The 11,298-nt window shown below is 45.4% G+C and carries 12 protein-coding genes; 8 read left to right on the top strand and 4 right to left on the bottom strand.

Features of this window, described 5'->3' with window-relative positions; all coding sequences use genetic code 11:
- Positions 1-80: 80 nt before the first annotated feature.
- On the top strand, positions 81-719 hold the full coding sequence (locus H615_RS0114135; protein ID WP_027955761.1) for a hypothetical protein: 639 nt from the start codon (positions 81-83) through the stop codon (positions 717-719).
- Positions 720-1,062: 343 nt separating this feature from the next.
- On the opposite strand, the gene H615_RS22365 is transcribed toward H615_RS0114135, so the two are convergent.
- Positions 1,063-1,209 (bottom strand): hypothetical protein, encoded by a 147-nt coding sequence (locus H615_RS22365; protein WP_156896496.1) that lies wholly within the window; start codon positions 1,207-1,209, stop codon positions 1,063-1,065.
- Positions 1,210-1,358: 149 nt separating this feature from the next.
- Here H615_RS22365 and H615_RS0114125 point away from each other — a divergent pair, with 149 nt between their 5' ends.
- Entirely contained in the window at positions 1,359-2,093 is a 735-nt protein-coding gene (locus H615_RS0114125; protein WP_035532261.1) for a polyphosphate kinase 2 family protein, read from the top strand.
- 52 nt (positions 2,094-2,145) lie between these two features.
- Here the strand turns inward: H615_RS0114125 and H615_RS0114120 are convergent, their stop codons facing one another.
- A complete protein-coding gene (locus tag H615_RS0114120; protein WP_027955758.1) occupies positions 2,146-2,703 on the bottom strand; it encodes a class I SAM-dependent methyltransferase in 558 nt (185 codons plus the stop codon).
- A gap of 139 nt (positions 2,704-2,842) precedes the next feature.
- Complete coding sequence (locus H615_RS21410; RefSeq protein ID WP_035532259.1) at positions 2,843-3,547, bottom strand: uracil-DNA glycosylase; 705 nt, start codon at positions 3,545-3,547, stop codon at positions 2,843-2,845.
- 203 nt (positions 3,548-3,750) lie between these two features.
- Here H615_RS21410 and H615_RS0114110 point away from each other — a divergent pair, with 203 nt between their 5' ends.
- From H615_RS0114110 to H615_RS0114090, 5 genes are all read left to right on the top strand, one after another.
- On the top strand, positions 3,751-4,050 hold the full coding sequence (locus tag H615_RS0114110) for a hypothetical protein (protein WP_027955757.1): 300 nt from the start codon (positions 3,751-3,753) through the stop codon (positions 4,048-4,050).
- Between the two features lie 224 nt (positions 4,051-4,274).
- On the top strand, positions 4,275-5,129 hold the full coding sequence (locus H615_RS0114105) for a hypothetical protein (protein ID WP_027955756.1): 855 nt from the start codon (positions 4,275-4,277) through the stop codon (positions 5,127-5,129).
- Between the two features lie 66 nt (positions 5,130-5,195).
- Positions 5,196-6,317, top strand: a complete 1,122-nt coding sequence (locus H615_RS0114100) for a toxic anion resistance protein (protein WP_035532256.1) — start codon at positions 5,196-5,198, stop codon at positions 6,315-6,317.
- Between the two features lie 215 nt (positions 6,318-6,532).
- Positions 6,533-6,877, top strand: a complete 345-nt coding sequence (locus H615_RS0114095; RefSeq protein ID WP_027955754.1) for a PadR family transcriptional regulator — start codon at positions 6,533-6,535, stop codon at positions 6,875-6,877.
- A complete protein-coding gene (locus H615_RS0114090) occupies positions 6,864-7,898 on the top strand; it encodes an HAAS signaling domain-containing protein (RefSeq protein WP_027955753.1) in 1,035 nt (344 codons plus the stop codon). The genes H615_RS0114095 and H615_RS0114090 overlap by 14 nt, the downstream gene beginning before the upstream one ends.
- 130 nt (positions 7,899-8,028) lie before the next feature.
- Here the strand turns inward: H615_RS0114090 and H615_RS0114085 are convergent, their stop codons facing one another.
- Positions 8,029-9,255 carry a DUF819 family protein gene (locus H615_RS0114085; RefSeq protein ID WP_027955752.1) on the bottom strand — a complete coding sequence of 409 codons (1,227 nt, stop codon included), beginning with the start codon at positions 9,253-9,255 and terminating at the stop codon, positions 8,029-8,031.
- A gap of 443 nt (positions 9,256-9,698) precedes the next feature.
- Here H615_RS0114085 and H615_RS0114080 point away from each other — a divergent pair, with 443 nt between their 5' ends.
- Complete coding sequence (locus tag H615_RS0114080; protein ID WP_035532253.1) at positions 9,699-11,282, top strand: BCCT family transporter; 1,584 nt, start codon at positions 9,699-9,701, stop codon at positions 11,280-11,282.
- Positions 11,283-11,298 lie beyond the last annotated feature (16 nt).

The raw sequence follows: 11,298 nt of genomic DNA, 5'->3' as shown, positions 1-11,298 counted from the left end.
GTTATACTTACCAGACGGGCAGGGCAAAAACCAGACTAGTAGAATAGTCGTTCTGCCACCTATGTTAAAAGGAGAGAGATATGGATCCATTCAGAAAGAAAGTCGTAAGATACAGCATGATCGTCGGGATATGCGTGATCCTCCAAATGGTGGTCATCGGTGCGCTGCTCTATTTTTTCCTGCAGACTTCTTCAAAAGCGGAACGATATGAAAACTACATCCACGAAACCGCTGCTGAACATTTACAGCCTTTGGATACAGCTGTTTCTCACGTGGACCAGACCTTGGATGATGTGAGAGATGCCGGCACCATGACTTCTGACCAAAATAAGGAATTGATTGAACAGTTCCATCAGATTACGATGGAGGCTCAAAAGAATGAGAAAGCTTTGGAAATGATGCATGGTGACAACGGGGATGTTCCGACCCTGGAACAGACCGCTCGTCAGGCTAAAAAATACTGCAATCACTTTAATTCGCAGATGGAAAACGAAAACGGGGAAATCGATTATTCGGTAACGAAAGAGGCTGAGGATTTCGCGAATCACATCGCTGATGTTGCTGACATGGAAATGAAGGAGAGAGACGCCTTCTATTTCTGGGAAGACAAAGTTCAATCCTATGAAGAAGCTACGTATGAATTCCGTGATGACTACCACTTCCTGGACGGCACTGGTTTCTTCGAGGAAAGCAATGAGGTGTGCGGAGAACAAATCTAACTCTTCATCAATAATAGAAAAAGGTACAGTGAAAAATCATCGTGCCCTTTCCTGTTCCTCTACCATTAGAGTCTAGGACCAAAAGAAGCCCCGGCACATGTTGTACCGGGGCAGATCTAAACAACTTAGGTGACCCAACCATGTAAGAATCATCCTTGATTCTATACATTTCGATTGATTTTTTAAGACTTTCCCGAAGGACAATTCTACCAGGCATTCGTTTCCTTATCCCATTAAGTCCCGTTTTTATTCCAGCCCAGAAAGGAGAAAGCAGCAGCTATGGAAGCGGCCAATGTTTCCTTATTCCGCTGGACCATCCAACTTTGTAAAGAAACCTTCCCTGTCATCCTTCTGCGGCCGGCTGGATCACAGACCCGGTGTCCTCCCTTTTTAAACGGAAGAACATTCTCTCTATGGCTGTGATTGTCGTTCGCTCGGAAACGAACCCGCAATGGTTGAGCCACCTAAGTCGTTTATGTTTGTTACTCATCTTCTTTACACCTTTATTATAACACCCTATGTGGGTGGGAACGGTGGAAGTTGTGTCTATTTTGTAAACGTTTACAAAAGGGTTCATACGGTTTTTGATGAATAGGTAAGGAAGAATGATCCATCTATTACTCCAAAGGAGAGGAAATCATGCTGGAATCTGTAGACTTATCCTTGAGCATAGACAAACAGCAGTACAAAAAAGAACTGAAGGAGACACAACTGCAGTTACTTCAGCTGCAGCGCCCCATCTACGATCAGCAGTTAGGGGTGATCATCGTCTTTGAAGGCTGGGACGCTTCCGGGAAAGGAGGGGGCATCAAGCGGATTACGAGTGGACTCGATCCCCGAGGCTTCGAGGTCCATGCCATCGGCGCACCTTCTACTAATGAAAAACGTCACCATTACCTTAAAAGGTTCTGGAATAAGCTCCCTCCCTATGGGAAAATAGCCATCTTTGACCGGTCGTGGTATGGACGGGTGCTTGTAGAGCGGGTCGAAAATTTCGCATCGGGACAGGAATGGAACCGAGCCTACGGTGAGATCGATCAATTTGAACAGCTTCTTTCCGAAGACCGCTATGTGGTGATTAAGATATGGATGCACATATCAAAAGAAGAACAGCTCAGACGATTTCAAGAACGACAATCCGACCCATTGAAAAAATGGAAAATCACAGACGAAGACTGGCGAAACCGGTCCAAATGGGACATGTATGAAGAAGCGGTAGAAGATATGTTCCACTATACTTCTGCTCCTGAATGTAAGTGGCACATTGTCGAAGGCGAAAATAAGCATTTTGCCCGGGTGAAGACCAATCGGATCATTATCCAGGCCATTGAGAAAAGGCTGCAGCACGTCCCTTCTCACCAAATTCATAAGTGAGGATGGTAAAAAAACAATCCCTGACACAAATGTCAGGGATTGTTTTTTGAAGTCATTCCCTTTTTTCCTTCACGATGTACATATGATAAGAGTCATGAAAGGCAGGGTACTCTGTATAATCATCACAAAGGATTTCCCAGTCGAAATCCATCTCATTCAGCACGCGCTTCAGATGACCCTCCCTCTCTTCTCCCTGAATCATGAAAGTGGCAAGGATGCCGCCGTCCCGCAGCTCGGATGCGACACGTTGAATCAGCTTTGTTTCTTTTTCCCGGTCTCTTTTATAAAAATGCAGGATGGAATCAAGCAGGACAATGTCGTGGTCCCGGGATACCGGGTACGCATACAGATTTCCTGCCACCCCTTCGACGGCCAGCTGCTCATCACGGGCGGAATGGTTCATCTGCTCAAGGCCGACCGTTGATATGTCCACCCCTGTCACTGTATAGCCTAACCTTCCTAAACAAAGGGAGTCCCTCCCCTGCCCGCATCCTAAATCCAGCACGTGTCCTTTCGGTTCATAGGACTCAAAGAACTTGATGAGTCCTGGATAAGGGTCACCGAAGTATTGCGGTTCTTCATAATAATGGTCGTAGGTGGGTTTGGTCATCCTTGTCCTCCTAAATCAGTCATATCGTTCCTAGATTAATATCCTTTCGTGATTCCTTACTGCAAACATTCCGAATATTTCCATCGACCAGGGCATACAGGTTCGTTTCTCCTGCCCATATTCTAATTAACATGCGGCTTTAAGGTCTAGTGGCAAACAGCTTTCTACACCTTTCTTTAAACTCCGGCGCACCTCCATAGGAGGGGTGCCGGATAGGAACGTTTTTCATTCCATACTGATTCAGTTTTTCTTTCGCATATTTCCCAATACAAACTACCTTACTATTGGGTGGACAGTAGTCTAACAAGCATTTCAAATACTCTACGCCTGCTCTTAATTCATCCGCACTTGGAGGCCGGTTGGAAAGCAGCCCTTTTTGTTCTTGATAAGGATGGAAGGGGAAGACATTCCAAAAAATCACCTTGTAAGAATCTATGTTATTTTCAAGGAGTGTTTTCCATACAATAGAAGCTGTCGGCTCACTGAAACCTGCCTTTCTCCAAGAATTTCTGAAGCCTGGATAATCTGATTCTGGATGGCTGGTCCGCTGCCCCGCTTTTCCTCTGAAAACACCCTGATGCCCTATGTCAGGATGAGTACCAGTAATGATTCTTTCCGATGTCATTGGAATCCCTGAAAAACGTCCACCCTGATACCCTAATGCTTCTGCTACAAAGATATACTCTGCTGTTGTTTTTCTCTGTTCTAAATACCTGGTGAGATGTTCTACTCTTATCGATGGCGCTTCAGGGTGGATATCAAGGTGTTCCGAGTAATCCTTCCATGGGTTAAACACTCCAGCATCCGTACGGTGTGACTTCATCTCGTCAATGAAATTCAGCATACCCTCACCCTTCCTTCTGCTCTTATGGCCAAATACCCTGACGACCTTGTTAACGATTTCAACAAAATGGAAGGATTTCCTTTTCTTTTATTGGAAATCAATATGTGAACATAGGCACGTCACCTCTGTTCATGGTATGGTGAAGAAAATAAACGCATACAAAACACAGCCCCCCTTCCCTACCCACAAAGGAGGAATGCTCCGTGGAACATAACCGCGAAGAAGAAGTGATTCGTAACTATCAAAAAGGCGAAAAAATGATGATCCTGGTTTTTGCCCAGTGGTGCATCAACCATGATCTCGATCCCATCGCCATTTATACAGAAGCCTATCCCTACCAGGAGAAGAATAAAGAGTTGATTGAAGCGTTGGATCTGACTGTTCCAAAGAAGGAATCCGATCTCATTGATTCGGAAACGATTTTGGAGGTCCTTTCCCTTTATGGAAATGACGACCTTGCTTTTGTCGTCTCTGATTACATCCATCGTAAACATCTAAAATAACCTTTAAAAAACGGTACCTTCCCCAGCGGATTCGGGTACCGTTTTTACATTTCAAGGCGGCCACATAGGAAGTTGATATAAATTCATGAAACATTCGCCCATGTTCTTACGTATATTCATAGTAAGAGATTCATAGATTCCCCGGAATATATGGTATTCTTGAAGTAATCTATAAACTTAAAGCCACGGAAATTAGGAAAGATGAAAAAAGGGGCTGACAATGCATGGACAACCTCTACTCTTCTACGCTGGAGTATTTGGAAAGAGCATTCATGCCGCATACATCCGAATATCAGCGCTATATCGATTTTCAAACGATGAGGGATATGAAGCAGGTCATCAAAGAGAAACGGCCGGTTTATTTCGATCTGGAGACCAAAGAGCTGGCGGAAATGAACAAAAGATACATTCTGGATGGGTTTTGGAACGGCATATTTTTCACCGCCGTCCTTCCAACCTCCAATACATTCAAAGGGGCGATCGAGTATTACGGCAAGCCGCCGAAAATGTTGATCGGCCGGTTTGAAATGGACGAAGAACGCAGACACTTTTCCCCCACGTTTCTAAAGGAAGAGTTCAGCAGGAAAAAAGTGCTCGGAGACACATTACGAGATTTTTCAGGGATTTTGTTTACCTATTTGAATACGTACGTCAACGATATGGACGTATCCATAGAAACTACAACCTTTGAAGATTTTGAGAACCCCATATTTGAGGAATGGGAATTTCCATTTCTCGAAAAGCATCACGATCTTCAGAAGGAGTGGGCTTCTTTAAAGGAGCGGACAGCAAACCAATTCAAACGCCTGGACGAACTCGACGTCGAAGACCAATACGCTCTCGAGACGATGATGGATAAAGACGTTCCTGACTTTATCGCGTCGTTCCATCGATTGTCTGATGAAAATAAGGAAAACCGGAAGCATGAACTAGTGGAGACGATGTATGATTTGAGTCGGTTCATCGAAACGCTGGAACGGAAAGAAGAAGAAAGCTACGCGCAGAACTTCGCCAGAAGCAAAGGGATTATCGCTTCCAAGTACAACAAAGAGGATGAAAACTTCCTCTCCAGGAAGTGATCGTTTTGAGCAGCCGGCTGTTTTGTTTTTCTTGAGAAGACAGAATCGCATACAGGAGGTAGGACTATGAGCAACCATTCCACCTATAGGGACAAAGAAGCGGAACTGAACCATCAGGACCTGCGGGAAGCCATGACGCTGATTAAAAAAGAAGATCTCGATCGATTGAATGAGGAAGCAGAAACCTATGCCGGAAGATTCGATGCATCCAGGGACGACTCCTTGTCCGATGTGATGAGAGAACTCGGAGACCTCGGAGAAAAAGAACAGCGCGTCGCCGGCGAGACGATGGAAACGTTGAAGCGCCCGGTCAACGACCTTATGACCAAGGGCAATAACGACATTCCCCAGACACTGCAGGAACTGGAAGCGATCGTATCGGACCTTGATCCGAAGCGTACGGAAGGAAACGGCGTCCAGCGGTTTTTTTATAAACTAAGTAAAAAGAAACCAATTGACCGCTACATGAAAAAGTACGAAACCGTCGACTCGAAAATCGATACCGTCGTCCGCAGCCTGCTTGCAGGGAAAGACCGTCTTGAAGAAGACAGCGTCGAACTGCAGCTCATCAAAGAAAACGCCCAGAAGCGTATTTATGACCTGGACAAGCAGATCTATCTAGGAAAAAAATTGTTCGAGCTGTTGAAGGAAAAAGAAGCGACGGGTGAGTACGACCTTGCGCTGATCACCGAAGGCAAAGAGAAAATCATTACGCGTACGAGAAACATGACGCAGATGAAGAGTGTGCTGCATCAAAGTGTTTCCTCTGTTGATATCATTAAGAAAAACAATGAAAAGCTGAAGGAATCCATCCGCAATGCGGTAACGCTGACGAAAAATATCATTACCGTCTCCGCCTCCATCCAGCTCGCCTTGAGCAATCAGCGGAAAGTGATCGATACAGTGAACGGCGTGAATAAAGCGACCGAAGAAATGCTGCTCTCAAACTCCAGGAACCTGAAAGAAAATGCGGAAGAGACGACACAGATGATGGAGAATCCAGCCATCAGTATGGAAGCTCTTCAGGAATCCTTCGATAACGTATTTGAAGCACTGAAGACGACCGAGCAGTCGTCGGAGCGGATTATCGCTTCAAGTGAGCAGTTTATTGAAGAGATGGACGCCTTGAATGAAAATGTGCGGAAGAAATTATCACAGACCACCACTCAAAGAGCGCTTCGTGACTGAAGCGCTCTTTGTCTGTGCATGGCCGGAAACTGAAGTTCATCGCGTACAAGCAATATCCGAGCCGATGCATATCTTTAGTTCGCAAGCACCTTTTTCTGAAAGGTGTTTTTTTATGGGATTCTTAGTTATGAAAATACAGTTGCACATCCAATACTGTATGACATATACTATGAGTAGATAGTGTTTGTCGTACAGTATACAGAGGAGTGAAGATTTTGAGTCAACTATTGAACTCACTGCTGACCGAACAACGGAGGGGAAATCTGACGTTAGCGGTTTTGAGCCAGCTGCGTACGCCGCAATATGGATACTCTCTCGTAAAACGATTAGAAGGCTCGGGCATCACCATCGAACAAAGCACGCTTTATCCTCTACTGCGCCGGTTGGAAAAAAAAGACCTCGTTACGAGCAGCTGGGATACGTCAGAATCCCGTCCCCGGAAGTATTATGTACTGAGTGATTACGGGGAAGATATTTTTCAAACCTTGAAGGAAGAATGGAAAAAAGCGACGAACGAATTGTTCCAACTACTGGAGGAGGAGAACAATGAAATGGATTGAGGTCTACTTACAAGAAGTTGAGCGCCGGCTTCCAGAAAAGAACCGGGAGGACATCCTGCTTGAGATCCAATCGACCATTCAGGATATGCTTCCAGAGAACCCTTCCGAAAATGACGTCAAAGACGTCCTTCAGGAACTGGGCGACCCTGTAAAGCTCGCCCAAGGATATAGTGAAAAGCCGATGCATCTGATCGGTCCCCGTTATTATGATCTTTATATCTCCCTCATCAAATTGATTCTGCCGATTGCGATTACCGTCTCATTAATCACTCTACTCGCTGAAAATATCATCGGGAACGTTGAGGAAACGAGCTTGATTGGGATGATTCTCTCCATACTTGGTAAAGGTCTATGGCTGATCCTTTCAGTAGGCATGCAGGTCTTTTTCTGGATCACGGTCATATTCGCCCTGATCGAGCGTGTGGATTTCAGCTCAGAAGACGAAGAACCGACGTCTTCCCGTAAAGAATGGACACCGGAAAAACTGAAAAAAGTCTCTCACACCCCAAAGAAACGTGCGATATCCCAATGGGAAGTTTATGGGGCCATTATTTGGACAGCGATCTGGGCCACTGTCTACTTCCATGCCGACCAATTGTTAGGGATCTATGAAAACCAGGGAGAAGGACTGACCTACATCACCCCGGCTTTGAACCAGGATGTCCTGCTCAGCTATTGGCCAGGGATTGTCCTTGTCATCGGTTTAGAAATTGCATTAGCTCTTTATAAGCTGTTGAAGAAAGAATGGAGCAAAGATGTCGTTTGGTTCAACACGATTCAGGAACTCCTGTCTATAGGTATCTTCGTTTGGATCATTACGGATGAAAGACTCTTTCAATCAGCCTTCATCAACTACATCTCTGATCTTTTCCAATGGAATTCCGCTCAAGTCGCGGATGGTCTGGCTTGGAGAATCGCCGCCATTTTTATCATTTTTGCTGTATGGAACATCATTGACGGCTTCATCAAGTACAAAAAAGGCGTGAAGAAGACTAAGCTGAAGCATGAATTCGGTAAATAGGACAAAAAAAGGTGCCCCCGGGAAGCATGGGTCACCTTTTTTTGTCTAAACTAAACTATTTATGCTGATCATTACAAAAAGAGAATTCAATCTTTTAGGAGTTTCCTTATTCATCCCCTCTTCACCGAAATTACATCAAATTTTGAAACCAGAACCCAATCCCCGTGCCTATGTAGTTTCCAATGATGTACCCGAGCGTACCAACAAGAAGAATCGGCACGATCAGTTTATGCCAGCCTTTGGCAATCGCCATGGCTGCGGCTGTTGTCGGACCTCCCATGTTTGCATTACTTGCAAGAAGGATTTCTTCTAAATTGAATTTAAACAGTTTCCCCAACACCAGGGAAAACAGCACATTCATCAGAACAATGATTAAAACAAAGACCAATAACAGCGGTGATGTGGTGAATACGATGGCGATGGAAGCCGGTACCCCGATGACGACAAAAAATAAATAAATCAAGAACGTCCCAATTTCCTGTGTTCCTTTGATGCTTTCGAATTGTCTGGGGAACAAAGAAACAACCAGCACTGTCAGTGTCGTAAGCATCAGATAACGATCTCCAATGATACCGCCCAGCACCTGATAAATGATGTTTACATCCTCCCCACCAGGAAGGACCCCAGCAAAAAAGTCAGCGAGATTAAAGGATACTGTAACAAGGGCGAATGCACTCGCCACGCTGATCGCAATATCTTTTAAGGATATTTCTTTTCCTTTCCAGAAAGAAGCGGCCTGCGTTTCACTCTCATCTCCAGCAACGCCCGATTCCACCTCATCAATATGAGGGGTTCTGAATATGTCACGGAAGAATGAAAATGTTGGGATAGCCATCAAAACAAAGAAGAAGGTGGCCATCATCATATTGTCTGCAACCACGGTAGCCGAAACAAGTTCACTTGGCGTCTCGAATTTTGCTGCCATGGCGGCAAAGTTTACGCCACCACCTGTATAAGACCCTGCCATCATGGCACCGATCTTATCCAAATGGGGAATCACATCTCTTAAAAGCATAAACGAGATGATCGTACCTGCGACCGTACCGATCGAACTTAACAGGAAAATCGTCAGCATCCGTCCGCTTTCCTGCCAAACTTTCTTGATATTCGCCTGAAACAATAGTAACGGTATCGCCAGTGGTACGACATAATTCCATACAGCATCATACACACTCGACTCAAGCGGGATCACATTTAAATTGGCTAATACCATAGCCCCGATCAAGGCTATAATGGCTCCGGAAATTTTCGATGCCCATTTGTACTTTTGCTCCAAATAAATACTGATGGCCGCCCATCCTGTCAGAAACGACCAGAGCGCCCACGTATTGTCTGACGATATGAACGTATGATCCAATTGATTCACCTCTTTGTTTTGTTTTCAAATAAGACTACATCAATCATTTTTCCTTATTTTGGTTGACTATCATTATACATGAAGCTGGAAACAGTATTAAGGCAATCTATTATTCAACTCTTCTGTGAGAAGCCGCGGATTTACATAAACGAAGGTGCTTTTCTACTAAAAGCTGTAGGAGACATCTGTTTCTTCATAGATTTTATGCTCTCCGTCAACTACATCCACTCAGCTGTTAAAAGCTTTAACATCCTATCAATCCTTGCCTTCCTTCCTTTTTGACGAGTTGTCCGAACATCTCTATAATTAATCCCTATGTGCCATAAACGTCTTATAACCAGAGGAGCATTCGTTTTCTGAACGTCTAAAGAACAAAACCATTATCCATCAACGTCTTCACAATATATTAACTATCACAGGTTAAAAAACCTAGGGGGAAAATAATGAACGAAAAAACGGACAGGAAAACAAGAATTGACTGGATTACATTCAGCATCAGCGGAGGCTTTCTCGTCTTATTTTTACTGATGTCTCTTTTAAACAAAGACCTCACGGGAGAATGGATCTCAAGCTCATTCGACTTTTCTGTTACATTCTTTGGTGTCTTCTGGCAGCTGCTGCTGCTTGCTACCTTCGTAGTAGGCGTTGCGCTTGCCTTGTCGAAATATGGAAAAGTGAAATTAGGAAAAAAGGATACACCTGAAAACGGATGGTTCCGCTGGGTCTCGATGATTCTTTGTACACTGCTTGCCAGTGGCGGAGTCTTCTGGGCTGCCGGAGAACCGATCTATCACTTTTTAACAACCCCACCACTGTTTGCTGATGAGGGAATGACAAGGGCACAAGCCGTCGTCCCAGGCTTAGCGCAGAGCTTTTTCCACTGGGGCTTTACCGCATGGGCTTGTTTAGGAACTGTCGCTACCATCGTTCTGATGTATGCGCACTACCATAAAGGGTACCCGCTAAAACCACGTGCGATCTTGTATCCGATGGTCGGCGAGAAAATTTTCAACAAGAAAAGTGTTGTCGGGGCAGCTGCTGACATCGTCTCTGTCATTGCTGTTGCCGCTGGAACCATTGGACCGATCGGCTTCTTAGGCTTACAAGTCGGTTATGCTCTCAATTATTTATTCAATATCCCGGACACTCTGTTTGCGCAGTCCCTCGTCATTATTTTTCTCGTGACGATCGCTGCCGTTTCAGCGGCTTCCGGTGTAGATAAAGGGATTCAACTGCTCAGTCGTCTCAACGTAGGATTTGCTGTTGTTCTGATGATCGGCATGCTTATTCTCGGACCGACGATGTTCATCATCGATTCATTCGTGGCCGCCGAAGCTTTCCAGATACAGAACTTCCTGCGGATGAGTCTTTACCGCGGAGATAGCGGCTGGCTCGGTTATTGGACCGTCTTCTTCTGGGGCTGGTTCCTCGGTTTCGGACCGGCAATGGCGATGTTCATCAGCCGTATTTCCAGAGGCCGTACCATTCGCCAGCTGATCCTTGCCGTAGCGATCCTTGCTCCGATCGTAAGTAACTTCTGGTTTGCCGTTGTCGGAGGCTCCGGTCTGTTTTACGAACTGGAATCACCAGGAGCCGTTTCAACCGCTCTCAATGAAACAGGCATGCCTGCCGCTGTTATGGCGATTATGGAGCAAGTACCATTCGGAATGGTCATGGCTGCAGGCTTCTTGATTGTCACGATCATTTTCGTCGCAACAACCGCCGACTCCATGTCTTATTCCGTCGCCGTCACACTTACAGGTGATACCCACCCGCCACGTGTCCTGCGCGTGTTCTGGGCCTTGTTGTTTGGAGGCATTGCCGCAGCACTTCTAGGTATTGGGGAAAGCAGTATCCAAACGCTGCAGAACTTCATCGTTGTCACCGCTGTTCCCGTTTCACTGTTGTTGCTGCCACCTGTCTGGCTCGCACCGAAAGTGGCGAAACAGATGGCGAAGGAGCAGGGATTGATTGCTGAACAAAGTGCCCCTGTATCGGTTGAAGAAAAAGAACGTAAAACATCATAAATGCATTCAAAGCCGC

It is taken from the genome of Halobacillus kuroshimensis DSM 18393, from assembly GCF_000425705.1.
GTDB classification, from domain to species: Bacteria; Bacillota; Bacilli; order Bacillales; family Halobacillaceae; genus Halobacillus; species Halobacillus kuroshimensis.
This window is presented reverse-complemented; position numbering and strand designations above follow the sequence as displayed.

Excerpts from the sequence above, each read along its gene's own strand:
- H615_RS0114100 (WP_035532256.1), top strand. The coding sequence starts at position 5,196 with ATGAGCAACCATTCCACCTATAGGGACAAAGAAGCGGAACTGAACCAT.
- H615_RS0114120 (WP_027955758.1), bottom strand. The coding sequence starts at position 2,703 with ATGACCAAACCCACCTACGACCATTATTATGAAGAACCGCAATACTTC.
- H615_RS0114090 (WP_027955753.1), top strand. The coding sequence starts at position 6,864 with ATGAAATGGATTGAGGTCTACTTACAAGAAGTTGAGCGCCGGCTTCCA.
- H615_RS0114080 (WP_035532253.1), top strand. The coding sequence starts at position 9,699 with ATGAACGAAAAAACGGACAGGAAAACAAGAATTGACTGGATTACATTC.
- H615_RS22365 (WP_156896496.1), bottom strand. The coding sequence starts at position 1,209 with ATGAGTAACAAACATAAACGACTTAGGTGGCTCAACCATTGCGGGTTC.
- H615_RS21410 (WP_035532259.1), bottom strand. The coding sequence starts at position 3,547 with ATGCTGAATTTCATTGACGAGATGAAGTCACACCGTACGGATGCTGGA.
- H615_RS0114125 (WP_035532261.1), top strand. The coding sequence starts at position 1,359 with ATGCTGGAATCTGTAGACTTATCCTTGAGCATAGACAAACAGCAGTAC.
- H615_RS0114105 (WP_027955756.1), top strand. The coding sequence starts at position 4,275 with ATGGACAACCTCTACTCTTCTACGCTGGAGTATTTGGAAAGAGCATTC.
- H615_RS0114135 (WP_027955761.1), top strand. The coding sequence starts at position 81 with ATGGATCCATTCAGAAAGAAAGTCGTAAGATACAGCATGATCGTCGGG.